Below are 26,742 nucleotides of genomic sequence, written 5' to 3' on the forward strand. Positions count from 1 at the left end.
CACGTCTGCTCTGAAATGAATAAACGTTATACCTTCAATATTAATATGCCTTACGCTAAGTGTCAGGAATTATACAATGTTGATATTAAGTATATTGTAGTCGAAGATTTAAATGGCAAACGCATTCAATTATTGAAAAAACACATCCTTCGGTTTTTAAGCCCTTCTGGTATCCATGGCGTATTTACACTCGAGGTTGACCAAAATAACAGCTTTAAATCAATTGAGAAAAATGCATAAAAAACAATGATTTAATATATTGAGCATTCAACTGGTACGATTAGTTCTTGAGATTATACAAAATTAATGTAATATTTTTGTTAATTATGAACTTGTGTCTACACTAATGAGTAGTATCGCTTAGATTGGAGAGAGTAAACGCATGTCAAAAAAGCCTCGTGCATTTAATAAAACGACAGTAGCAACCGGGGTAGCCGCCATCTTGGCAGCTTCATCCTTTAGTTCAAATGCCGCAAATTGGAATTTTGGCGACCTAGAAATTACCTTAGACTCGACGTTTACACTTGCAACAAGTATAAGAGTTGAAGACAGAGATCAACGTTTAATTGGCAATAGCAATGGTGCACAGTTCAATTGGACTGGGTACAACGCCGCAACCAATGTGATATATCCATCAGCGGATGTTTGGGCACAAGGCACCGGTGCCTATTCAACAAATGGTGACTTGGGGAATTTGAGTTATGACCCAGGCGAGGCGTTTTCTACTCAAGTTGTTGGATTACATGAATTAGATTTACGCTACGGCGACTTTGGACTATTCGCCAGGGGCTTTTATTTTTATGATTTTGAACTGACGGACGGAGACAGAGATTGGCAAAATCCAATCACAGGCAACACTGTTGATCCCTGTCGAGACAGCGAAGCGCGCGATGAACTCTGTCGAGATATCCGATTGTTAGACTTTTTCGTCTACGCGGATTTTTATGCTGGCGATATCCCCATCAGTATCCGCTTAGGGGATCAAGTTGTTTCTTGGGGAGAAAGTACGTTTATTCAGCACGGTATTAACACTACAAATCCTGTAGATGTAACGCGTGCACGTGCACCAGGTGCAGAATTGAAGGAAGTCTTTATTCCTGTAGGTATGTTGTTTGCCGATATCGGTTTTACTGACACTATCAGCTTGTCAGCATACTACCAGTATGAATATGAGCGTTCACTGCTGCCGGTTGCGGGCAGTTATTTTGCCGCCAATGATTTTGCTGGCGAAGGAGGCTCATTTAACAATGTGCAATTGGGCTTCACGGGTAATCCTGATATTGACGCGGAGGTATTGATTACTCAATTGAATGGCTTGGGACAGGCGGTAGCTGCCGGTCAGCTTTCTCAGGCTCAGGCTGCAGAGGCTTATTTGGCTTATCCAACAAAGGTTGCCGTTAGAGCAAAAAGTGACGCTGCTCACGAAGAGGCGAGTGATTCTGGTCAGTACGGTGTAAAACTGGGGTGGTTTGCCGAGAACCTAAACGAGACGGAGTTTGGCTTTTACCATATCAATTATCATAGTCAGCGACCTTTGATATCGGGTATTACTTCAGATTTTACTCAACAAGGTATTGCTCGAGACTTAAATATGCTTGTTACACAAGGCGTAACAAGAGATACCTTAACTGATTTACAAGCCTTTACCGAAGCTCGCTTCACTTACCCAGAAGACATTAAGTTATACGGCGTAAGTTTTAATACCAATATTGGCGAAACGGCTTTAGCTGGCGAAGTTGCCTACCGCGTAGATGAACCCCTGCAAATAGATGATGTTGAATTGCTTTATCAGGGTATGCCTGAGCAATTAGCCAACGCGGGTATTCGCCCCGATTTAGCAGGGATATCTCAACTAAACAACATCGGTCGCGGAGTGGGGCCGGGAGAAACCGCCGAGGGCTTTTTATTATCTGATACCTTGCAATTGCAAATGACGGCTTCTCATGTGTTTGGTCCAGTCTTAGGGACAGATAATTTTATCCTGTTGGGTGAAGCCGGATACGTGCAAATTGAAGATTTCCCTGATCCTGAGTTAATTCGCTTGAATGCGCCAGGTACTGATAGAACGCCTTCTCTTGAGCCTGTCCCAGGCAGTAACCCGCCAAACTTTAGGCAAGGTTTGCATATTGGCTTATCTGACGGTCCAGAGACCAATCCATTTCCAACTGACTCTGCTTGGGGTTATCGCATGTTGGCCGTAGCAGATTTTAACAATGTATTTTCAGGCGTAAACTTGCGAGCGCGTGCGACCTTTTCTCACGACGTAGACGGTACAACCCCTGATCCTTTGTTTCTATTTTTAGAAGATAGAAAATCGAGCAATTTGTCATTTACGTTTGACTATTTGAACCGGTGGTCGTTCACTGCATCATACAGCTCTTTCTGGGGTGGTTTAGGTACTACCAATAGATTGGCGGATAGAGACTTCTTATCGTTCAATATTAAGTACGCAATTTAAGGACGTTAATATGATTAAAAAATTAGGGCTGTTAGCAGCCAGTATTGCTTTTGTATGCACAGCATCGTCATTTGCAAAAGTAACAGACGCTGAACTTGAAAAGCTCGGTAACGAATTAACGCCTTTAGGTGCAGAAAAAGCCGCCAATGTTGATGGCAGTATCCCTGCTTGGAACGGCGGGATTACTGAAGTGCCAGCAGGATTTAAAGTGGGTGATTTTCACCCTGATCCTTTTCCAGAAGATAAACCTTTATTTACGATAACGGCGAGTAATTATAGTGATTATAGTGAGCTGTTAAGTGACGGGCAAAAGGCACTATTTGCAGCCTATCCAGATAGTTTCCGTATGCCAATTTATCAAACCCGAAGAACTGCTTCTAACCCGCAATTTATCTATGATGCGACGAAGAAAAACGCACAGAATGCCGAGTTATTAGATGGTGGTAATGGTATTAAAGGCGCCGCAATTGGTATACCTTTTCCTATTCCTAAATCTGGACTCGAAGCTATTTGGAACCATACCTTAAGATATCGTGGCTCTGCTGTTCAGCGCAATGGAGGTCAGGCAGCCGTAACTGCCGGCGGGGACTATAATGTTATCGGTTTTGATGAAATTTTGTTATTAAAATATTCAGAAAACGATATGACACCTGATCGTTTGCTCGAAGAGAATGTGTTGTTTAAATTCAAACAATCCGTTACTAGTCCTGCCAGATTAGCAGGTACAGCGCTTTTAGTGCACGAAACGGTTGACCAAATTAAAGAGCCTCGTCAAGCATGGACATATAATACAGGGCAACGCCGTGTTCGCAGGGCACCAAATATAGCTTATGACGCGCCCGGTACAGCAGCTGATGGGCTGAGAACAACTGACGACTTTGATATGTTTAATGGTTCCCCAAATCGATATAACTGGGAGCTTAAAGGTAAAAAAGAACTGTTCATTGCTTACAACAGTTATAAATTACATAGCGATAAAGTGAAGTATGAAGAGATCTTGCAAACGGGGCATATTAATCCCGACCTCACTCGGTATGAAAAACACCGTGTTTGGGTGGTCGAAGCTACGTTAAAAGACGAGTTTAGGCACATTTATCAAAAACGCGTGTTCTACATCGACGAAGACAGTTGGCAAGTTCATGTGGCCGATATGTATGACAATCGTGGTGAATTGTACAGAGTGGCATTGGCATATGGCATAAACTACTATGACGTGCCGACGCATTGGTCTACTATGGACGTGTATCACGATTTGAATTCGCGTCGATACTTGGCATTAGGGCTGGATAACGAAGAGCGAGTGTACGATTTTACTGTTAAACCCAGTGATCGAGACTTTACTCCTCAGGCGCTAAGACGCGAAGGCAAGCGATAGTCGACATAAAAACGGCTGGCCTTGCCAGCCGTTTTTATTTGTAGTGTAGTCGTGTTAAAACGATGAATTTTTCGATTACATAATTTTCGACTACATAAACTGTGACATAAGCGGTGTCACCAAGATAAATCAACAACGCATGTTACCCTTGGTGTGTTTGACACAAAAACAAAAAGGCTAGAAAAGGGCGGATATCTGTATGAGTTCTCATCTAAACCCTCTAGACGACCTTTTTGCTGTTCGAAACCAAAGGAAAACAAAGCGAATACAACTATTAGAGTACACGTGATAAAAAAGTTTCTCATCGTTTGCACATTGATTTTTTCTAGTTGTTTTAGCTATGGTCAGCAAGCCTATATGGCGCCACTAGTAAAAAAATCACTATTGTTAGATATTGCTAAAAGCGATTTTGCCATTGCCGTGGGAGAACGAGGACATATATTAAAATTTGAACTCGACGATATTGAATCAATCAAGCAAGTGCCTGTTCCTACTCGCAGCTTGTTAACCGCAATTGAGCATATCGAGAATGATTTTTATGTGGTTGGACATGATGCCAGTATTTTGCGATCAGAAAATAGCGGCGATTCATGGCAACTAGTCTATAACAATCCTGAGTTAGACCGTCCGTTTTTAGACGTATTATTTTTGTCAGCTTCCGAGGGACTGGCTGTTGGTGCATATGGATTGTTTTATCGTACACTTGATGGTGGAGAGACTTGGCAAGCTGAATTACATGCCTCAGTGCTAAATGACGAGGATATTGAATATTTAGAAAGTATCAAGGACGACCCCGCCTTTTATCGAGAGGAACTGTCCTACATTTTGCCGCACTTTAATCGTATTCGTAAAAAAGGTGACAAACTGCTTATTGCGGGTGAGGCGGGACTACTCGCTGAAAGTCTTGACAAGGGCCACACATGGCAGCGCTTGCGTATCGACTATTTTGGTTCATTTTTCGACTTTATTGAACTTTCACATGAGCTGCAAATTGCCATTGGCTTACGTGGGCATGTATTTGTCAGAAACAACAATTCGCCTTGGTCATCTTTAAACACTTGCGTGACGACTTCTTTGAACGCCATCGTCCCTGCAAGTAATGGCGCATACGCCGTTGGGAATAATGGGGTGGTGCTGCACATTGATGCGAGTAAATTAGAAAATGTAGCGCAAACTCCACAATCACAGACGCAAGCATGTGTTCCACATAGCGCGATTAGCTTTATTGATAATGATATTTCATCGTCGATTAGCGACGGAATATACGAAAAAAATATACTTACCTTAGTGACAGCAAATGGCCTAAAACAAATCGCGGTATCCTTATAATATGAACAAGTTTATTGACAAGAGTGAGCGAATTGTATTTCAGTACCGCAACGCACTGTTTTTGATATTTGCGCTTGCAACGGTGTTTTTTACTTATCAGGCAACGCAACTAAAACTAGATGCGGGGTTCACCAAAAATATACCCCTTAAGCACGAGTATATGCGCACGTATATTCAATACAAAGAAAATTTCGGCGGCGCGAATAACGTCTTAGTGAGTGTCTGCGATACTGATTCAGATATTTTTAATCAGGAATTTTTTGAAACGCTAAAAGGCGTGCATGACCAATTGTTTTTTATTAATGGGGTAAATCGCTCTTTAGTCGTATCTTTGTTTTCCCCTTCGACGAGGTTTACTGAAATTGTCGAAGGCGGGTTTTCAGGTGGGCCTGTTATACCGGCTGATTTTAATGCTTCTGATCCTGCGGCCTTAGCTTTGGTTAAAAAGAACATCGACAAAGCGGGTATCGTTGGAAGGCAAGTTGCGAGTGATTTTTCATGCGCAATGGTTACTGCCCAACTGCTAGATATTGATCCTGAGACGGGGAAGGCGCTTGATACACTAAGTATCGCAAATGAGTTGGAATCTCAACTTCGGGGCATGTTTGAATCAGACGCAATAAGCATTCATATCATTGGCTTTGCCAAAATGATCGGCGATGTGGCGAGTGGTGCAAAAGATGTCTTGCTGTTTTTTGCGATAGCCATTGGTATTACCGCCATTATGGTATTCTTCTTTTGTCGTTCTGTTGTTTTAACCATACTACCGATTGCCTGTTCGATAGTGGCTGTCGTTTGGCAACTGGGTTTGTTAACCCTGTTTGGTTTTGGCATCGATCCGATGTCAATACTCGTTCCATTTTTGGTATTTGCTATTGGCGTGAGCCATGGCGTTCAAATGATAAACGCCGTGGGTAAACGCGCTGCGCAGGGCATGTCAGTTAAAAAAGCCGCTCAACGCGCTTTCAATAGTTTGCTAATTCCCGGGGGCATAGCTTTGTTGTCAGACACCATTGGTTTTATGACTTTACTGGTCATAGACATTGGTATTATCAGAGAATTAGCAATTACTGCTTCGATGGGCGTAGCGGTTATCATTTTAACTAATTTACTCTTACTCCCCATATTGATGTCTTATGTGAGTCTTTCAGAGAAAAACAAACGCCATTATTTAGAAAAGTCTCATGGCGGCAAGTTTTGGAAGTTTGTTGCGGGTTTTGCTGGTAAACGTTATTCACCAATCATTGTTGGATTGACGGTAGTTTTATTTGTTTTTGGCTTCATACAGGCACAACAATTAAAAATTGGTGACTTACACGCAGGGGCTCCTGCGCTTCACAGTGACTCTCGTTACAATCAAGATACCTTTTTGATCACTGAACGCTATGCAATCACTGTCGATTATATTTCAGTCATTGTGGAAGCAGAATCTGAAGCCTGCACAAGCCATTCAGTCATGCGAGCTATTGATGATTTTCAGTGGAGAATGGAGAACGTTCCTGGGGTGCAGTCTGCTATCTCTCTAGCCTCTGTCGCCAAAAAGGTTAACGCTGGATACAATGAAGGTAACCCCAAGTGGCAAGTTTTGCCGAGAAATCAATCAACTTTGGTACAAGCAGTGTCTCGAGTACCGACCTCTTCGGGTTTACTCAATGGGGATTGTTCAGCGATGCCCGTTATTCTGTTTATGGAAGATCACAAGGCAGAAACCATCAGTACTGTTGTTGACGCGGTAAAAGCAAACGCAAATCAGTATGCTAGTGAAGATATTGTGTTTCGTTTAGCATCAGGCCCAGTGGGTGTTATGGCAGCAACAAATGAAGCAGTCGCGTCCTCACAAACGCCCATGCTGTTGTATGTTTTTAGCGCTGTTATTGTTTTGTGTTTGCTTAGTTTTCGCTCTGTAAAAGCAACCTTGGCAGTAGTCATTCCTCTTTATGTTGTCTCAATATTAGCGCAAGCTTTGATGACTCATCTGGAAATTGGTTTGACTGTTTCCACACTTCCCGTTATTGCACTGGGAGTCGGTATTGGCGTTGACTACGGCATTTACATATTGTCGACAATGAACAGCAAACTAAAGCAGGGGATTGGCGTGCAAGATGCCTACTACGAAGCGCTTAAAGAAAGAGGTAGTGCGGTCTTATTCACAGGCGTTACATTGGCTATTGGCGTTAGCACATGGGTGTTTTCGAGCTTAAAATTTCAAGTGGATATGGGGATTTTGCTCACATTCATGTTTGTCGTGAATATGTTAGGCGCAATAATTGTACTGCCCGCTATTGCTCGTTTATTGTGGCATAAAAAAAACAAGGCCTAACTTTTTTGGGGTCTTCGATAGCTGTCTTTCGAAGACTTCAATCTATTCCTTCGATTTTCATATTTATCATATTAAAACTCCTAATTCCCTAATATTTTTAGCAAAATGTACGATACAAGGCTATATTTAGTACTAGTAAAAATACTAGTTAATACACTAACTACATACAACATTGGGACAAAATATGACGGTGACCAAGCAAAAAAATTCGGTACTGTTAGAGCAGGTCTTTTCACTTATACACAAAAAAGTTAAACCAGAGCACGCGGGCTTAGTTGAAGAGTTTGGACTAGAACTGGTAAAAAACATGTCATTAGACGATCTTCATGGTCGCAGTGACAGCAATTTATATGGTGCCATACTGAGTTTGTGGCAAAAGTTGCAAGACAAACAGCCCAATCAATCCATTATACGCGTATTTAACCCAGAAATTGCCAAGCATGGTTGGCAATCGCCTCACACTATTATCGAATTGATTGTTGATGATATGCCGTTTTTGGTTGACTCTGTGCGGATGGCAATCAATCGCTTGAATATTACCTCGCACATTATGCTCCACGCACCTATGCATATTAGCCGCGACGAAAACAATCACGTCCTTGCTTTTTCCGATACACTATCGCGCAAGGACAGTGATGTGTCCGAAACGGTCTTTTTTATCGAAATTGACCGTCAATCACGTGAAGAGGATATCGAAGCCCTTACCTTAGAATTAGATTCGGTTGTTAATGATGTCTCACTCACGGTAAGTGATTGGCATCCGATGCGCGATAAACTTGCAGAAGTCACTAAACGCTTTGATAAATCAAAGAGTAAAGCAACAAAAGCAGTCAAAGCACAGGGCAAAACTTTTCTTGATTGGCTAAATGACCATAATTTTACTTTAATGGCTTATCGTTACTACGACGTCAAAGCCGTAGAAGGGGATCATCAATGGATCCCCGCCAATGACACTAGCTTGGGTTTGATGAAAAACTCTATCAGCGATAGAGTGCGCTTGCTATCGAACTTACCGGCAAGTGCCAGAGACGAGACCTTGTCTAGTAATCCACTTATTTTGACAAAAACAAGCTCTCATTCAAAAGTACATCGACCAGCGTATATGGACTACATTGGCATAAAAGAGTTTGATGACAGTGGAGATGTCTGTGGCGAACATCGTTTTCTCGGTTTGTATTCTGCTGCGTTCTACAATAGCAGCGCTGCTGATTTACCGATGTTGAAAGAAAAAATCAGCCGTATGTGTGAAATTTCAGGTTTTGAAAAAGGCACGCATGCCTATAAAGCCTTCATCAATATCATTGAAACCTACCCCAGAGATGAACTCATTCAAACTCCCGATGAAGAGCTATCTAGCATCATCAAGGGTATTTTTCAGATGCAAGAGCGTGGCATGAGCCGTTTGTTTGTGCGCAAAGATGCCTTTGGTCGTTTTTTCTCTTGTATGGTGTATGTGCCAAGAGAACGTTATAACACGCAACTTCGTCGCGATACTCAAGCCTTGCTAAAGCGCTCGTTTAAGGCAAAAGGAGCGATTGAGTTTACCACATACTTTTCTGAATCGGTGTATGCCCGAACACATTACATAGCGCGTGTCGATAACAATAATATGGAGTTCGATGTGAACGAAATAGAAAACAATATCATCGAATTAACCAAAACTTGGCAAGACAAGTTAAACGCTAAAATCGTCGCAGCATATGGTGAAGAAAACGGCAAACGAATCCAGCAAAAGTACGCCAATGCTTTTTCACATAGTTACGCTGAACATAACTTACCTAGTGCTGCATTGGTAGATTTGCAGCGCATCGATGCTTTGTGCGATCAAAATTGTTTGGACATTTTATTTTATCGCCCACAAGAAGAAGGTAAGGAAAGTGACGTAGTTAAGCTCAAGCTTTATCATCGCCACGAACCGATACATTTGTCTGATGTGTTGCCGATGCTCGAAAACTTCGGTTTACGCGTCATTGATGAGAGTCCATACAAAGTGACAAGTGATGATGGCGCGGTGAACTGGGTAATGGACTTCACGATGTTGCACAAACGCGGCAGTAACTTCGACATGGAGAAAGCGCAAGCCTTATTTCAAGACGCATTTGCTCAAGTTTGGGAAGCAGAGCTTGAAGATGATGCCTTTAACCGATTGATATTGGGCGCAAGCATTACAGGGCGGATGGTAACCATTGTGCGTGCCTATGCCAAATATATGCGCCAAATCGGTGCGTCTTTCAGTATTGACTATATCGCCAATACAATGGCAAGTTATCCAGAGATTGCCAAAGCACTTATCCATTTGTTTGATGCTACCTTTAATCCTGGATTAAAACGGAATGCTAAGTCCCTAGAAAGTGCTGAAAAATCAATATTAGCGTCCTTAGATGGCGTATCAAATTTAGATGACGACCGCATTATACGTCGCTATTTAGATTTGATTAAAGCTACCCTTCGAACAAACTTTTATCAGCCAGATGGCGAGGGTAAAAGTAAAGCGTATATATCGTTTAAGTTGCTACCTGAGCGCATTCCTGAAATGCCTTTGCCTTTACCCAAGTATGAGATATTTGTTTACTCACCGCGTATCGAAGGTGTTCATTTAAGAGGAGGCAAGGTAGCTCGTGGCGGTTTGCGTTGGTCAGATCGCATGGAAGACTTTAGAACCGAAATTTTAGGTTTGGTCAAGGCGCAGCAGGTTAAGAATACAGTGATTGTGCCGGTAGGCGCAAAAGGAGGTTTTGTATGTAAACGAATGCCCGAAGATGCCGATCGCGCAGCTATGCAGCAAGAGGGGCAGGCTTGCTACAAAATCTTCATTCGTAGTTTGCTGGATATCACAGACAACATTGTAGAAGGTAAAATAATTCCGCCAGAAAATGTTGTCCGATTGGATGAAGACGATCCATACCTTGTTGTTGCAGCAGACAAGGGAACTGCCACATTTTCAGATATCGCGAATGGCATATCTGATGAGTTTAATTTTTGGTTGGGTGATGCCTTTGCTTCTGGTGGAAGTGTTGGTTACGACCACAAAAAAATGGGGATCACAGCGCGTGGCGCATGGGAATCGGTTAAACGTCACTTTAGAGAGATGGGGATTGATTGCCAAAGCACCCCCTTTACTTGTGTCGCCATCGGTGACATGGCCGGCGATGTCTTTGGCAACGGTATGTTGCTATCAAAGCATACGCGTATTGTGTCGGCTTTTAATCATTTACACATTTTCTTTGATCCAAGCCCTGATCCCAAAACCACCTATAAAGAACGCCAGCGCTTATTTGATGATCCCTCTTTGTCTTGGGATGACTATGATCGCACGTTAATATCAAAGGGTGGCGGCATTTTCAAACGCAGTGAAAAATCGATAAAGCTAAGTCCCGAAATGAAAAAATGTCTGGGCACGCGTCAAGCTACGATGACACCGAATGAGTTGATCCATGCCATCTTAAAAATGCCTGTCGATCTCATATGGAATGGCGGCATTGGCACCTATATAAAAAGCGCCAAAGAATCTCACGCAGATGTGGGTGATCGCGCTAATGACAACCTGAGAGTCAACGGCCGCGATGTACAGGCAAAGATTGTAGGTGAGGGAGGCAACTTAGGTTTAACACAGTTGGGTAGAATTGAATACGCCGCCAGTGGTGGACGAGTTAACACCGATTTTATCGACAATGTGGGTGGCGTAGACTGTTCTGATAACGAAGTAAACATCAAGATTTTACTCAATACGCTGGTAAACGATGGTGAGTTGACGCTTAAGCAACGAAATAAGCTTTTATACGACATGACCGACGATGTTGCCCAAATCGTCTTAGAAGACTGTTATCGCCAAACACAGTCGATTTCTATTTCAGAACTCGGTGGCGTTAAACAAATCAAAGAGCAGTTGCGATTTATTCATGGCTTAGAGAGGGAAGGAGCGCTAAATCGAGAGCTGGAGTTCATACCCAGTGATGATGAAATTTCAGAGCGCGTAGTAACGGGACAAGGCCTAACACGTCCAGAATTATCGGTACTGATTGCCTATGGGAAAATGGTCCTAAAAGAGCAGTTTAACATTGCCGAGATTACGCAAAATCCTTTCTATACTCGACATTTAAATCTTGCCTTTCCTGAGGTGCTTCGCGAGAAGTTCAGTGCACAAATGCAAAAGCACCCCTTGAGAGGCGAAATCATTGCTACCAAGCTAGCGAATGAAATTGTCAACGATATGGGCTTAAATTTTGTATATCGAATCAAGGAAGAAACGGGCGCTGATGTCGCGCAAATTGTTCACGCTTTCTCTGTCGTGAAGGGCGTGTTCCAAATGGGCGAATTATGGTCTTGTGTTGAACAGCTCGACAATGTGATGGACGCACAAGTTCAACTAACGGTTCTGGATGATATGCGACGCGCGCTTCGTCGTGGCTGCCGTTGGTTTATTCGTCACGGAGAAAAAGACCTCGACATCGAACAAGCCATTGTTAAATATCGCCAGGCTTTTGAGACAATGAGTGCAAATCTTTGTACTTACTTGGTGGAAGAAGAGATACAAGAAGTAGAGAAGCGCAAACAAAGTTTGATGAATAACCATTTGAGTGAGTCTGATGCTTTGCGGATTGCATCTTTAAGTAACTTATTCTCTTGTCTCGACCTAGCACAAGTGGCGGAAGAAGAGTCTGTCGAGGTTGACTTACTTGCGCGGATTTATTTTCAATTGGGTAACAAGTTTGAACTGCATTGGTTTTTACAACAAATCAACAATCAACCCGTATCCAATCATTGGCAGGCGCTCGCACGCGCGTCTTACAGGGAAGAGTTAGATTGGCAACAACGGGCATTGACCATCGTTATCTTGAATTCTTGTGATAAAAAGAAAAATGCAGACGATATTTTGGCTGCCTGGATAGCTGACAACAAACCCAAATTGGACAGGTGGCATCACATGATGTCGGAGTTTAAAACTGCCGATAACCATGAATTTGCCAAATTTTCTGTCGCTTTGCGCGAATTGATGCTGTTAAGTATTAGCGCGAACCATTAAAATACGGCTCCAATTGCAAACGTAGCCCTGCATTGCAGGGCTTTTTTATGAGATAAACGTGTATTCACTAGTTCAAAAAACTTTATTGCATTGTGACCCCGAGTGGAGTCATGATTTTTCTCTGGCTTTTTTACGAGGCTCTCAGCACAATTTTCTTAGACAGGCTTATACGCAAGATATTCAGAGTAAACCTGTCGAGTGTTTCGGTTTAACTTTCCCTAATGCAATTGGCTTGGCAGCCGGTCTCGATAAAAACGCGGAATGTATCGACGCATTTGCTGCAATGGGCTTTGGGTTTATTGAAGTTGGCACTGTGACACCCAAGCCTCAAGCCGGCAACGATAAGCCGCGTTTATTTCGTTTACCCGAGCATCAGGCGATAATCAATCGCATGGGATTTAACAATAAAGGGGTCGACTACTTAGTTGAGCAAGTAAAAGCCAGTCGTTTTAAGGGTATTCTGGGTATCAATATTGGGAAAAACAAAACCACGCCAGAAGAAAATGCACTAGATGACTATCTCATTTGTTTAAACAAAGTTTACGAACACGCGTCTTATATCACTATTAACATTTCTTCTCCCAACACGCCGGGCTTAAGAAACCTGCAGTTTGGTGAAGCTTTAGCCCGCTTGCTCGGTGGTTTAAAAGATGCGCAAATCAAACAACACCAATTAACTGGGAAATACGTGCCATTGTTGGTAAAAATAGCGCCAGACAATGACGAACTTGCCCTGACACAAATTGCTGAACAGTTGTTAGCCACAGAGATGGACGGCGTGATCGCGACGAATACAACCTTAGATAGACAGGCAGTAGAGGGACACGTTCACGCAAACGAAATGGGGGGATTAAGTGGGGCTGTGTTGTGTAATAAAAGCCTGCAAGTCACACAAACCTTGGCTAACGTATTAAATGGACGTTTGCCAATTGTTGGAGTAGGGGGTATTAGCAACGTTGAGGATGCGCGAGCTCGCTTAGCAGCAGGTGCCAATTTACTGCAAGTATACTCGTCATTTATTTACCAAGGACCAAAACTAATTAAAGAGTTAGCGAATGCCTGACATTATTGCGACAAGTTCAGCAGGTCTTGAAGAACTGCTCAAACAAGAAATTCTCACCTTGTGCAGTGGCTTGTCCGCGAGCGATATCAAGCTCAAACCAGGGCAATGTCGAATATCTGCAGACTTGCATGCTGCTTATGTACTGTGCTTACAAAGCCGCTTGGCAAATCGTGTATTACTGGTATTAGCGTCAGGAAAAGCAAATACAGCGGATGAGCTATACGCATTAGCACGCTCCATTACCTGGACGCAAGTGTTTGCAAGTGATACGTCGTTCGCTATCAGTGCGCGAGGTACCAATAAAGCCTTGCGCAACACCCAATTTATTGCGCAAAAAGTAAAAGATGCTGTCGTCGATCACTTTCTTGAAGAGCAGCAGACTAGACCGTCTGTGGATAAAAGCAATGCTTACATTAAGTTTCAAGTCAGGGTATTTCGTGACAAAGCGGATATTTGTTTGGATTTTAGTGGCGCCAGCTTACACCAACGTGGTTATCGTTTAGAAACGGGTGAAGCGCCCTTAAAAGAGAACGTCGCGGTGGCGATGTTGCAACGCAGTAACTGGCAAGCTGATGGCAATCAGGCATTACTTGATCCGATGTGTGGCTCAGGCACGATCGCAATAGAGGCTGCTATGATGGCAGCGAATATTCCGCCAAATATGCACCGCGACATGTGGGGCTTTGACTTTTATTTGGGGCATAAATTGCGTACCTGGCAAGCGATCGAAGGTAAGGCAGCAGAGCAAATTCGTGAGCCGAGTATGCCTATATATGCGTCTGATGTCAGCAATCTGGTGCTCGAAAAAGCCATTGATAACGCCCGTCGCGCTCAAGTTCTCGATTACATAGAGTTTAAACAAGTCGATGCCTTGCAAATACGTCCGCCAGCGAATTCAGGATTTATTGTATCGAATCCTCCATACGGCGAACGTTTAGGGGAATTTGCCAGCATGTTGCCATTGTATGACGAGTATGGTGAGCATCTAAGAAAACATTTCGCAAACTGGCATATGGCATTACTATGCAGTGAGCAAAACTTGTTAAAAGCGCTAAAATTAAGAGCGCACAAGCGCTATCAGCTGTTTAATGGCAAACTTGAATGCCAGTTGGCGTTGTACGAATTGAACGGCGCAAATCTAGAAATGTTCACCGCACATGAGCAAAGCAGTGAGTTTACTAATCGCATCAACAAAAACCTAAAAAAGCTAAATAAGTTCATTAAAAAAGGCCATACAGATGCCTATCGCATTTATGATGCAGATTTACCCCATTACAACTTTGCTATAGATGTATATGCCGATTGGGTGATTTTGCAAGAATACCAAGCGCCTAAGTCGGTGCCAGAAAAAGTGGCCAATGAGCGTTTGCAACACGCCATACTCCATCTTCCCAAACTACTTGATATCCTGCCCAGTAAATTGGTCGTAAAAACGCGTAAGCGCCAAATTGGTAGCAGTCAATATGAAAAGGTGTCGAGCCAGGAACGAAACCTCAAGAACAAGTTAGATGCGCGTTTCACTGTACATGAATACGGTGCAAAATTTTGGATCAATCCAAAGGAATATTTGGATGTTGGTTTGTTTCTTGATCATCGGGAAACAAGGCAAATGTTCGCATCAATGTGTCAAGGCATGGACGTTCTGAATTTATTTTGTTACACAGGCAGTGTTTCGGTTCACGCCGCCATTGCGGGGGCTCGCTCTGTTACGTCTGTAGACATGTCTAATACTTATTTACAGTGGGCTAAAGATAACTTTACTCTCAACAAGCTCCGATGTGCAAGTGTATTTGAACAGGCTAATTGTGTGGACTGGGTCAAGCAGGCAGCAAATAAAGTACATTGTCGTTACGATAGAGTGTTTCTGGATCCACCATCGTTTTCAAATTCAAAACGTATGCAAAACACCTGGGACGTGCAACGCGACCATGTCGAGCTTATCGGTCAGGTTAAGGCGATTTTAAAACCAAATGCTAAAGTATTTTTTAGCAATAACTTGCGCAGTTTTAGCTTAGATGAAGACGCTATACGTGAGCTTGGCTTTAAAATTGAGAATGTCACATCAACAACTATCCCAGAAGATTTTTCGCGGAATCCTAAAATACACCATTGCTGGATATTAAGTACATGAAACTAACACTATTTACTGGGCCGCATTGCGGACTTTGCGATCAGGCTAAGTCTTTACTAAACACACTGCGCATAGATGAACTCGACATAGATGAAAAAAACGTAAGAGAGTGCGTTGACCTTTACCACTTATATGGTGCCCGCATACCCGTAATAAAACGACATGACACCCTCGATGAGCTTGCTTGGCCCTTCGACCTCGAACAATTAAAGACCTTCTTACAATGAGTTTAGTGCAAGTTATTAATGGCTCTATCATTTTTGGTCAGCCCCCCTTATTGGACGCCGCAAATTTTACCCTTCACGAAGGTGAGCGCTTGTGTATTTTGGGTCGCAACGGTAGCGGAAAATCTACCTTATTGAAGGTATTGAGTGGGGATATTAAACTTGACGATGGTCAATTGCTCACCAGTCGAGAACTTGTGATATCTCGTTTGTCTCAAGACCCACCACAACGCACGGATGTCAGTATATTCGATTATGTTGCAGAGGGGCTTAAAGACAATGCGCAACTCCTCAAAGATTATAATAAATTAACGGTATTGATAGCTGAAGACCCTTCTGAAAAGCACCTAAATAAACTTCAAGCCTTACAAGATCAACTCGAAAGTAAAAATGCATGGAGTTTAGAGCAAGTAATACATCAGTTGCTCACCCAGTTTGGACTTGAACCACAGTCGAGCTTGGCTGCGCTGTCTGGTGGCTGGCGACGCAAGGCAGCGCTTGCAAGGGCAATGGTACAAGCGCCAGATATCTTACTGTTGGACGAACCGACTAACCATTTAGATATTGAGACGGTGAAATGGCTTGAAGAAACCGTGAGTGCTTTTCAAGGAGCAGTTGTATTTATTAGCCACGATCGTGCTTTCATCAAGCGAGTTTCTACACGTATTCTTGATATTGACCGAGGCAAAGTCTGTTCTTACGATACGCATTATGATGACTACCTTGTTAGAAAAGCGCATGACCTCGATGTAGAGGCAGAACAAAACAAAGCCTTTGATAAAAAGCTGGCTCAAGAAGAGGTCTGGATTCGACAAGGAATAAAAGCACGTAGGACCAGAAATGAAGGCCGAGTAAGAGCGCTCAAGGCACTTAGAAATGAATTTAAGGCACGCAGAAATTTAACAGGCTCTGCTGTGATAAAAGCCAACAATACCTCTCGCTCTGGTAAACGCATTTTTGAACTAAGTGGAATAAATTATCGTTTTGGTGACAAAGTGATAGTGCAAGACTTAGATTTGCTCATTAGCCGAGGTGACAAGCTTGCATTAATTGGCTCCAATGGCTCGGGGAAAACCACTTTTATTAAGCTTTTGCTTGACGAATTGACGCCAGATTCAGGCGAAATACTCCGCGGTACAAATATCGAAGTGGCTTACTTTGATCAACACCGAAGCCAGCTTGACTTAGAAAAAACAGTGATTGATACCGTTGCAGATGGCAAACGAGATTTAGTGGTCAATGGACACAATCGACATGTGATCAGCTACCTTCAAGACTACTTGTTTACGCCTGAACGAGCGAACGTGCCAGTCAAAGCACTGTCGGGCGGTGAAAAAAACAGGCTGATGCTTGCCAAATTGATGCTCAAGCCTAACAATCTATTGATATTGGATGAACCAACAAATGATTTGGATGTCGAAACTCTCGAGTTGCTTGAATCTTTGTTGGTGGACTATGAAGGCACTTTACTTTTGGTTAGTCATGATCGTGTATTCATCGACAACGTGGTAACAAGCTGTTTGTCTTTTGAAAACAATGGTACTATTCGCCAGTTCGTCGGCGGGTACGCCGATATGGAGCAATGGTACGCTGAGCAAGAGAAAACAGACTCAGTGAACGATGCAGTTAAAGAAGAAAACCAAAAGAAAGATAAATCACCAAAAACTCAGACAAACAGCAAAAATGGAAAGTTATCCTATATGGAAGCCCGAGAACTAAAGGCGCTACCTCAAGAAATTGAAGGCTTAGAAACAGTTATAGCAGAGCTTCAAGAAGAGATTAACCTTCCAGAGTTTTTCCAAAAAAGTGTTGAGCACACGCAAAGTAAGCTGGAACAGTTAGCTCAGTTTGAAGAAAAACTGGATATCGCGTTTGAGCGTTGGCAAACACTAGAAGATAAAAATAATAACGCGCAGTAAGCAGGATTATTGATGAAAAGAACCCCTATTGTAAGTGCACTTTTACTCGCCTTGGTAGGCGCCATAAACAATGCAGAAGCAGCAAGTTATGAAGTACAAACGCTTCCCTTTGATACTATATCTCAAGAATATTTTGCGGCTTCAATTGACAACACCGGTTTGATGTTAATTACCGCGCGTGATGCATTCAATCCTCCTATTGATTTAAGCATTTTGGATTTGAACGGTGCGCCTTTAAGTGACCCCGATGAGGCTGCACAAGGAAATTTCAATGACTTCGATTACCAAGTCGTCGTTGAACGACTGCGCGGGGCGGCGGCAACCTTAGGGCGCGCATCGGTGCAGTTTCCTGCAGATGCTCGCTTTCAAAAATTAGCGTCAGAACTTGCCTATAAAACTGACGGCACAGACACCAGTTACATTTTCGGTTTTGACCAAGAGACAGAGGGAACAGCCGGCTTCACCTTTGCCTTGGACACGCGTATAACTGATTCTGTGTTTGGCTCCCATATTGTTGGTAATATGCCTGCACCGTTTTTCAGACTTGACTATGTCGATGAAAATGGCGAAGACCAGATTTTTGTCATTAACGATTTTTTACAACGTGGCTTTGTCCAAGTTGGTGATAATGTTACGGCTTTGCTACCGCCAAACATAGAAGCTGGCGGTTACAGCGAAGCTTATCAAATAAACGAAAACTTTCAGGTGGCGGGGGTCAGTTCAATTGGCACCAACGATGTAATACAAGAACGCCTGACTATTTGTAACGATGATGAACAACGCGCAGATGTGCCTGTTGAAGCCTGCGTTTTCTCGATCTTTAACCAGCTTGATTTTTCGTCAGACTATATTCCAGATGCAGCTGCTTTATATGGACCGCAGTCAGGTGAAACGCGAGCAACGAGTTTAGAATTACGTCCAACGATATGGCAATTGGATGCTGAAGGTAATTTACTCTCTACTCAGGTTTACGATTCACTCCATGAGCCTGACGAGTTTAGTGCTTTCAATTACACCCGAGGCCTAGATATTAACAATGCAGGCACAATGGTTGGCTTTTCTACCGTACTTGTAGATGAAAACGCCTTACCTCAAGTAGCTGCGGTTTTTGAAAATGGGGTAACCACGCGCTTGGTAGACGATGATGAATTTTTACCGAGTTACGCCACACAGATCAACGACAACAATTTTATCGTGGGCTTTGTTGCGCAGCGGGTAAATAATGCTTTAAGAAACAAAATGTTTGTTTTTGATCGCAACACGAATGAAAATAGAGTTGTGCAAGGCTTTTTCCTTGGCTCGGCGACTTATCCCCGTGCCATGAATAACAACAATATTGTTGTGGGCGATGCTGAATCAAATGAGAACGTGACAGCACAAAATCGTCCTCGAGTTGGATTCATGTATGACATAAACTCAGATACCTTTACCAACTTAAATGATTTGTTGCCATGTGATTCGCCTTATAAAATCATTTCTGCGACTGATATCAATGATAACAATGAAATATTGGCAGATGCATTTGTGAGTTTGCCATTTAAAAACCCCCGGGGTGTCGTACAGTTAGATGACGCAGGGGAAGAACGGATGTTCGATACGGTCATCAGCGTTAAATTGAATCCAACGGGTAACCCGCCCGCCGACTGCGGAGAGACCGATAACGGTTTTAGGGAGCGGCAAGGTGCATCAATAACTTTTTGGCTTGTATTACCGTTACTAATAATTGCGTTATATAGACGCTTAAAATTTAGTTGATAGCCTCCTTAATTATATAGGGTAGAGGCGATGCGTTATCAAAATCCATTACGCATCGCCTCAGCACCTCTGAACATTGTTTTGAAAATCACTTATCCCTCAGAGTCATTTATTCTTACATCAATTTTCCCCTAGCAGAAACCTTGCACTGCAAAGTTCAATAAATCGTAATAACATTATTCGATAAAAAAATATTTTTTAGTCAAAAAAAATGTAGTGCATAAGTGTATAAATTTCAGCAAGTTATCTTTAATGATAAATATATATACCTTACAGCTCTTGCACATTTGAGACGACAAGCGTATCTATAATACTTACCTTAACAAAATTTAATGGTAGCTCAGTAAGTACACTAGGTGCTTGTGCAGAGTACGGGCTACTTAATACCACCGATGTATATTACAGCAAGTATTACGAGTTAATTTTTTGGAGTAAATTGTTTATTCAAAGAAACAACATCAAATAACCAAGAGAGGCCAACGATGAAAAGACAGAAAAGAGATAAGTTGAGTAGAGCACATGCAAAAGGATATCAAGCGGGTATAAACGGTCGTTCAAAAGATATATGTCCGTTTCAGACCTCAGACGCTCGCTCTCAGTGGCTAGGTGGATGGCGAGAAGCGCTGTCTGACCGGCAACTTGGATTATCTTATAAGTGACCTTTCATTTTAGTCCTGGATTTGAGAGTAACTAGCGCTGGCTACGTATATTAAAAGCTCAGCCTTGGTATACAAGCCCTTGATAATACGATCAGGGGCTTTTTTTTACCCAAGCATAAACTAACTTAAAAATAAGAGGTATCTTGGAACAAGCCAACTTTTAAGTCTTTTGCGGTGTATATAACTCTTCCGTCAACGGCAACACTGCCATCAGCCAAGCCCATGTATAACTTGCGTTTAATAACGCGTTTAAAGTCTATGCGGTAAGTAACTTTTTTAGCGCTTGGCAATATTTGCCCCGTAAATTTGACTTCACCGACACCTAGTGCACGACCTTTTCCTGGGCCACCAGACCAACCAAGAAAAAATCCCACAAGCTGCCACATCGCATCTAGACCTAAGCAACCAGGCATTACAGGGTCGCCGGGGAAATGACAATCAAAAAACCACAGATCGGGTGTGATATCCAATTCAGCTTCAATGTAGCCCTTGTCGTTTTCGCCACCTTCTTCATAGATAGCAGTGATTCTATCCATCATTAACATATTCGGTGCCGGTAACTGGCTGTTTCCAGGCCCAAATAGATCTCCAGCGCTACAGGCCAATAAATCGTCTCGGCTAAAACTATTCTTTTTCTCAGTCATCTTTAGTTCTTTAATAAAAATTTGAGCCGTAATCTAGCGTACAGTTGTACGCTAGACAACTCCGAACAGTAATTTTCTTTAAATAAATCGTCAATTCGTTTTAAAATGCGCCAATTAATCCTAGAGATGAAGCTTTGTACCAGAATGCCAAATAAAAAACTGCAAGCTAATGCCGAAAAACAAAAGCGATTTAGAGAGAAGCAAAAAGCATTAGGCAAAAAAATGGTGAGAGGCTATATCAGCCGCGAGGCACAAGAAGATTACCAACTTATCGCTGAAAAAACAGGTTGGACAGACAGTGAAATCCTCTCCAACTCGTTACGCATAACTCATGCTGCCTATAGAAATGGGCAAATTCGTTTTTTAAATAAGTGGATCCAAGATGAGGATAAGCGTAGGCGATTGAGGCGAAGTATTCCCGATACAAGCGCTCTAGGTGGAAGCAAAGAAAGTGATAGTGCGAAGTCAGGACGCAATAATAAAACAAAAAGCTAAGAATCAAGCATCCATGTCCCATCAGTTGTAGGTGACCTTGATGCTGTGGTTAAGGGCAATGGCTAACTAGTGGAATGTCTATGTAATATGCGTTTTGCTTCGACTTTTACATCTTGGCGTTCTCTAAATGACCACAGTTTTTCTCTTGCCAGTTTTGCAGTCTGTTCAATATCAACGATGGGCAAAGGGTAGTCCTTTCCGATTGCAAAATCGATTATACATGCATCAATTGGCGGCATTAACCAAGGGGTGTGAATGTAGTGGTTGGGCAGGGCATTTAGCTCAGGAAGCCATTTCCTAATAAATACGCCCTCCGGATCTTTTTCTTGAGATTGCTTTATCGGGTTGTACAAGCGGATGATATTAGTACCGGTCACACCGGCTTGCATTTGAAACTGAGGATAGTGAATCCCTGGTTCAAAGTCTAAGAACTGACTGCCCAAATAAATCACGCCTTCTCGCCAATCAATGTCGAGATGATGACACAAAAAACTGACGAGCATTGCCCGCATTCTAAAATTTATATATCCCGTATTTATCAGCGCACGCATACAGGCATCGATAAGTGGAAAACCCGTTTTGCCTTGCTTCCACGCCTCTAGTTGGGTTTGTTTTTCGCTGGTATTTTCTGCGTATTGATATTGTAAGTAGGCTCTGTTTACCGGACGGTGTTCCATGGCAGATTCGCTCTCAAACTTTTGGATAAAGTGACAATGCCAAGAGAGCCTTGACTGAAAAGCAGACAATGAGCGCCTCCACGTTTTTTGAGCTGCGTATTTACGGCTAAATTGCCATACTTGTTTTAAACTGATATTCCCCCATGCCAGATATGGAGACAGCCTTGAACAGGCTTCTCGCGCCTCTTGAGGATTGCCAATATTGCCAAAATATTTTTTACCTCGCCCATTAAAAAAACTGTGAAGTGTTTGCCACGCTCGGCATTCACCACCTTTTTGAAAGCTTGCTTTGGCTTGTTGCCAAGAGGCGGGCGCCTCAAATTGAAAAGTAGACAAATGGCTTGAGAAATTCCCCAAGTCTAAATATCGAATATTGCTTAGGTCTGGATCTGCAATACTTGCACTGATGCGTTTTTTCCAACGCTGTTTCCAGTCCTTTCGGTTGAAGAGCGGACGGTGAACACAAGCATACGGCAATTCTTGCCATATCACCTGATTGCTTGTTGCCCATGACTGTATCTTCAGGTCACGCTGGTAAGTTGTGTCAAGACCAATTTCTTGATGAGAAAATAGATGCGTCATACCAATGGAGCGCAATTGCTCAAACACGACTTCTGCTGTTCCGTGTAGTACTGTCACTTCAGTGCCGTAGGGTTTGAGCTGGGTATTTAAGTCAAGAATGGATTCCCAAATAAAGCGCCAATGACGCAGATCCATATGTGGATCTGCAAGCAAAATGGGTTCGACGATATATACAAGGGCTAGGGGTAAATCCTGTTTCGCTGCCTGAATAAGGGCATCGTGATCACGCAAACGCAAATCCCGCTTTAGCCACACTACCGAAAATGCCATAGGCTAGCTCAACCACGTATTGATAAACTGTCGCTGCGGGTCATATTGTTCAGTTTGTTTAGCTAAATTAAAATGCCTGCTCCCACGCGGATCAGCGCCAACACCCGCGAGATATTGCCAATTGCCCCAATTGATAGCGACATCAAAATCAACCAACATTTCTTCAAAATAGGCTGCACCGTAACGCCAATCGAGTGCTAGTTCATTTACTAAACAACTTGCACACAATTGCCTCCCTCTATTTGACATGAAACCAGTAGTATTCAACTGTTTCATACAGGCATCGACGATGTCGAAATTTGTTTGTCCAGATTGCCAGCGTTTAAGTTTTTTCTGATCCAACAAACCGGCAGGTGCTTGGGTTTTTAAGCCTTGTTTACTAAAAAATGCCTTGCCGTGCTTTTTATGCAGTAAATGGAAAAACTCTCGCCAGAGTAGTTCGAAAAATAGCCAATAACTGGATTCATTTGCCACGACCTCGTGCTCATATTGTTTTATAGATTGATAAACCTTGGCGGGCGAAACACAGCCAAAGCTAAGGTATGCAGATAAGCGGCTTGAAAAATCCCAGCCATCCAATTGATTGCGTGTTTGTTTATAGCGGGCAATGTTGTTAGTTTCAAAAAAATAGTGGCGTATTCGTTGATTTGCGCCCGTTTCTCCACCAAGGTAACCGTTATTCGCTGAGCGGCTTGTTTTTAATAACGGTTCTACTGCCAAGCCATCGGTGTACAAATCGAGAGCACAGGTGTCGCTTATGCTACTGAGTAATTCACTGGTTTCGGACTGCCTAGGGGTGGCTTGCTTTTCAATTTTTTTCCGAAAAGATGAAAAAGTATCAGGCATATCCTTAAGCGCAAATGGTAAGTCTTCAACCGGATACAAATACGCGCTATCACCTACAAGCCATTGAATCTCTTCATGTCGTCTTTGTAGCGCATCTAGATCCTTTGTTTCGTTGTAGCCATAATGGTTTTCGACGGAGACAGCATCGATATTGTTATGTGCCAAAAGCGCATGCATGGTTGTACTTGGCTCTCCTCGGAAAATGTCGAGCCTCAGCTTGTGCTTTGACAGTTGTTGACGCAAGTCTGATAGGCAAGCAAGTAAAAACTGCCAGCGATGCACGCCCATGTGTCGTTGACCAAAAGAACTAAGTTCAAACCAAGCGGGGTCAATAATATAAATACATGCCAGACTTGAGCTATTTTTCACAGCTGCATTGAATGCCGCGTTGTCGTCTAGTCTCAAGTCGTGTCGAAACCAATGTATTGTTTTCAATGGATATCAAATCTCTGTTTGCTGATACAAAATACAGAAATTTGATACATGAGTATCGCCAAAATCGATCGTCTTTTTTGTGTGGTTGCTGTGTGTTGTTATCTTTGACAAATAATTTCTAGCCCAAATTCGGGCTATAGGCACGGTGGGATTATACTTGGCAGTTGCCCTTACTTATGTCGAAAAATTTATTTTTCATGGATGAAAAATCAAAGCGTATATGGAAATACTCGTAGCGTTTTTGCGACATAAGTAAGGGCAACTGCCAAGTATAATCCCACCGTGGGGCTAGAGACAAAACAAGCATAGCTTAGAAAGCAAAATCTATCATGCCATTGCAAAAAGGATCTGGGCAAATGTCTTTGAGCAGAAAAGTACCGGCATTAGTGCCATCGCTGCGCCATAATTCAAAGCCTTGTTCTTCCGTCGCCATTGCAGCGAATAGGATGTATCTGTCTTGTGCTACCAAGGAAACTGGGCTACTGCTACCACCGATATTTATGTCTCTCACGATTTGTGTTCCTGCAGTTGTGCCATCAGATACCCATAACTCATGATTGCCCGCCGGTCCTGCCGTAAAAAAGTACTTGCCGTCCATTACCACAGGTATGGGCGGATAAAAGGTATTCTCCACTAATTCAAGCGGCAGAATATTCGACACTTTTTGCGTGCCAGCCTCGGTTCCGTCAGATATCCAAATACCTGATGCCGCGCCTTCCGCTTTGAAAATAAATTTATTTCCCAACACTCGCATATAGGCTATTTCTGTAGAATCAGGACTATTGTCCAAATCTTTCACCAACTTGGTACCCGATGGCGTACCATCAGACTCCCACAAACTAAAACCACTGATTCCATCATTTGCGTTAAAGTAGAGTTTGCCGTTGAACACAATCTGCTGCAGCCTTGAATCTCGGGCTTCCACTCTTGTTGAGTCTATACCAGTAAAGTTTTTCAACGCTGTGGCATCACTGCCATCACTTTTCACAACCATTAATGTGGTATGGCTGCTACCCGTGCGCGAAAAGTAAAATATATTGCTGCCAATGCTTATCATCCGATCAGGACGCGTTACAGGGTTTGCTTGGCTACCAAGGAGTTCAACGGACGAACCATCACTTATATGAATAGCGTTCTCATTTATGTCAGTCGAGAAGTTTGCAAAATACAAGGTGCCGTAAGTCGATTGGTCATCAATGTTAGTACTGTTGCCACAGTTAACAGAAGATTCGTCGAGTTGTTCGATTGTTCCATTAGCTTGAAAAGCAAAGGCTTGTGTAAAACCAGTATTGGTATTGAATGCATTGACAAGTAATTTTTCTCCAGCAAAACAGCCTGCCGAGCCTATCGTAAGATTGATGCTTTGTCCTAGGTTAGATACTTGTGTAGTCCCAGCAGATGTACCGTCACTTCGCCAAAGCTCGGCATCTCTAAAACTTTGCGTACTAGCAAAAAAATAGTGAGCGCCATTAAAATCAAAGTAGTCGCCTATCGGCATCACTGAAGAGCCATTTGTATTAATTTGCTTGAGTTTAAATGTACCTTCGGGCGTACCGTCTGTCACCCAAGGTTGCCAACCTTCTATAGATGAACTAAAACCAGAGAATACATGTGTTTGGTTGGTAGGAGGTGGGGCAATTGGTGTTTCACAACGAGGCAAGTCGCATTGTGTGACACATTGCCGTGCATCGAACAAATTAATCACCCCATCAGCATTGGCATCTCTCGGGTCGGAAGGCGTGGGGGATTGCCCGCGAGCCTGAAAAATGAGTGAAACATCTTGTCTATCGACGATACCGTTGGCATCGACATCACACATTTGCGCATGGACAGTTTGGTTAATGCCAAGTAACACTAACGACATTAGGCAGAGTTTGATGTAGTTCATGACTGATCTCCTAACACAACTTTTTCTCTCGGTTTTAACACCATCAATAAAACAAGAGAATAGGCCAGTAACCATATACTTGGTGAGGCTACATCTTGTATTTGACTATTCACCCTTAGGCCTTGTGTAGTCGCCGATATTGGTAAAAACATATCGCTGATCAAGGTGTGGCTAATTATATTGAATGTGGCGAGACCACTATGCAGACTGGTAAACTTGAGCGTAGCCAACCTGAAAGCTTGATTCATTTGACGCGCTAGGAGGTCGTTACTTGGTAATAGAGACAGCTCCGTAAACAAAACCGACGAAGACGAGGGGAGATGATCCGAAAATGAAAACAAATCAGCCCCTAATTTGTCGTCAAATACTATTGAACTAAAAGCGGCTTTTACTGGATCAAAGCCTAGCTCAATGTCATAGCTGGCTAAAAGGTCGGTACCCAAATTTGAAACCCAAACACTGACTTCAAATTCACTTGAGGGCGATATCGCGTTGTTGGACGTTCTAAGCTCAATAAGTGCAGCTTTAGATGTAATACTGGTGCCGAAAATTAGCAGCACTATCAGTAGCTTTGTAGAGCGTAAAGTAAACATAATCATTCCTTGTAGAAATTTACCAAATTAGAGTTTGAAAGCTGTATTCGATATTT

18 protein-coding genes are annotated in these 26,742 nt (G+C 42.7%); 13 read left to right on the top strand and 5 right to left on the bottom strand.

Translation table 11 applies throughout. The features are described from left to right. Positions 1-15 precede the first annotated feature (15 nt). The 12 genes from ACFOHL_RS08545 to rmf all read left to right on the top strand — a co-directional run bounded on the left by ACFOHL_RS08545 (position 16) and on the right by rmf (position 20,256). Complete coding sequence (locus ACFOHL_RS08545) at positions 16-240, top strand: DUF2835 family protein (protein WP_376919803.1); 225 nt, start codon at positions 16-18, stop codon at positions 238-240. A gap of 142 nt (positions 241-382) precedes the next feature. Next, complete coding sequence (locus tag ACFOHL_RS08550; RefSeq protein WP_376919804.1) at positions 383-2,458, top strand: DUF1302 domain-containing protein; 2,076 nt, start codon at positions 383-385, stop codon at positions 2,456-2,458. Positions 2,459-2,468: 10 nt separating this feature from the next. Then, positions 2,469-3,833, top strand: a complete 1,365-nt coding sequence (locus ACFOHL_RS08555) for a DUF1329 domain-containing protein (RefSeq protein ID WP_376919805.1) — start codon at positions 2,469-2,471, stop codon at positions 3,831-3,833. Positions 3,834-4,118: 285 nt separating this feature from the next. Further along, positions 4,119-5,162 carry a WD40/YVTN/BNR-like repeat-containing protein gene (locus tag ACFOHL_RS08560; protein WP_376919806.1) on the top strand — a complete coding sequence of 348 codons (1,044 nt, stop codon included), beginning with the start codon at positions 4,119-4,121 and terminating at the stop codon, positions 5,160-5,162. A 1-nt stretch (position 5,163) separates the two neighbouring features. Continuing rightward, a complete protein-coding gene (locus ACFOHL_RS08565) occupies positions 5,164-7,482 on the top strand; it encodes an efflux RND transporter permease subunit (RefSeq protein ID WP_376919807.1) in 2,319 nt (772 codons plus the stop codon). A 184-nt stretch (positions 7,483-7,666) separates the two neighbouring features. Continuing rightward, positions 7,667-12,505, top strand: coding sequence for an NAD-glutamate dehydrogenase (locus ACFOHL_RS08570; protein ID WP_376919808.1), 4,839 nt, complete (start codon positions 7,667-7,669; stop codon positions 12,503-12,505). Positions 12,506-12,563: 58 nt separating this feature from the next. Then, complete coding sequence (pyrD, locus tag ACFOHL_RS08575) at positions 12,564-13,568, top strand: quinone-dependent dihydroorotate dehydrogenase (RefSeq protein WP_376919809.1); 1,005 nt, start codon at positions 12,564-12,566, stop codon at positions 13,566-13,568. Then, entirely contained in the window at positions 13,561-15,699 is a 2,139-nt protein-coding gene (gene rlmKL, locus ACFOHL_RS08580; RefSeq protein WP_376919810.1) for a bifunctional 23S rRNA (guanine(2069)-N(7))-methyltransferase RlmK/23S rRNA (guanine(2445)-N(2))-methyltransferase RlmL, read from the top strand. Before pyrD ends, rlmKL begins: the two co-directional genes overlap by 8 nt. Further along, positions 15,696-15,926, top strand: coding sequence for a glutaredoxin family protein (locus ACFOHL_RS08585; RefSeq protein ID WP_376919811.1), 231 nt, complete (start codon positions 15,696-15,698; stop codon positions 15,924-15,926). Before rlmKL ends, ACFOHL_RS08585 begins: the two co-directional genes overlap by 4 nt. Further along, positions 15,923-17,842: an ATP-binding cassette ATPase Uup gene (gene uup / locus ACFOHL_RS08590; RefSeq protein WP_376919812.1), complete on the top strand. Its 1,920-nt coding sequence runs from the start codon at positions 15,923-15,925 to the stop codon at positions 17,840-17,842. Before ACFOHL_RS08585 ends, uup begins: the two co-directional genes overlap by 4 nt. 12 nt (positions 17,843-17,854) lie before the next feature. Continuing rightward, positions 17,855-19,597 (top strand): DUF3466 family protein, encoded by a 1,743-nt coding sequence (locus tag ACFOHL_RS08595; protein WP_376919813.1) that lies wholly within the window; start codon positions 17,855-17,857, stop codon positions 19,595-19,597. Positions 19,598-20,079: 482 nt separating this feature from the next. After that, positions 20,080-20,256, top strand: a complete 177-nt coding sequence (gene rmf / locus ACFOHL_RS08600; protein ID WP_376919814.1) for a ribosome modulation factor — start codon at positions 20,080-20,082, stop codon at positions 20,254-20,256. A 125-nt stretch (positions 20,257-20,381) separates the two neighbouring features. On the opposite strand, the gene fabA is transcribed toward rmf, so the two are convergent. Continuing rightward, on the bottom strand, positions 20,382-20,900 hold the full coding sequence (fabA, locus tag ACFOHL_RS08605; protein WP_376919815.1) for a bifunctional 3-hydroxydecanoyl-ACP dehydratase/trans-2-decenoyl-ACP isomerase: 519 nt from the start codon (positions 20,898-20,900) through the stop codon (positions 20,382-20,384). A 144-nt stretch (positions 20,901-21,044) separates the two neighbouring features. Between fabA and ACFOHL_RS08610 the strand changes: the two genes are divergently transcribed. Continuing rightward, on the top strand, positions 21,045-21,395 hold the full coding sequence (locus ACFOHL_RS08610; RefSeq protein WP_376919816.1) for a hypothetical protein: 351 nt from the start codon (positions 21,045-21,047) through the stop codon (positions 21,393-21,395). 62 nt (positions 21,396-21,457) lie between these two features. Here ACFOHL_RS08610 and ACFOHL_RS08615 read toward each other — a convergent pair whose 3' ends face one another. The 4 genes from ACFOHL_RS08615 to ACFOHL_RS08630 form a co-directional block, all read right to left on the bottom strand. Beyond that, the gene (locus ACFOHL_RS08615) at positions 21,458-22,924 is read right to left on the bottom strand and encodes a cryptochrome/deoxyribodipyrimidine photo-lyase family protein (protein WP_376919817.1); all 1,467 of its coding nucleotides are present in this window, start codon (positions 22,922-22,924) and stop codon (positions 21,458-21,460) included. Positions 22,925-22,927: 3 nt separating this feature from the next. Further along, positions 22,928-24,205 (bottom strand): DASH family cryptochrome, encoded by a 1,278-nt coding sequence (locus ACFOHL_RS08620; RefSeq protein ID WP_376919818.1) that lies wholly within the window; start codon positions 24,203-24,205, stop codon positions 22,928-22,930. Positions 24,206-24,515: 310 nt separating this feature from the next. Beyond that, positions 24,516-26,093 carry a hypothetical protein gene (locus ACFOHL_RS08625; protein WP_376919819.1) on the bottom strand — a complete coding sequence of 526 codons (1,578 nt, stop codon included), beginning with the start codon at positions 26,091-26,093 and terminating at the stop codon, positions 24,516-24,518. After that, positions 26,090-26,686, bottom strand: coding sequence for a hypothetical protein (locus ACFOHL_RS08630; protein WP_376919820.1), 597 nt, complete (start codon positions 26,684-26,686; stop codon positions 26,090-26,092). The genes ACFOHL_RS08625 and ACFOHL_RS08630 overlap by 4 nt, the downstream gene beginning before the upstream one ends. Between the last annotated feature and the right edge of the window lie 56 nt (positions 26,687-26,742).

It is taken from the genome of Agaribacter flavus (assembly GCF_042646125.1).
In the GTDB taxonomy this organism is placed as follows: Bacteria; Pseudomonadota; Gammaproteobacteria; order Enterobacterales; family Alteromonadaceae; genus Glaciecola; species Glaciecola flavus.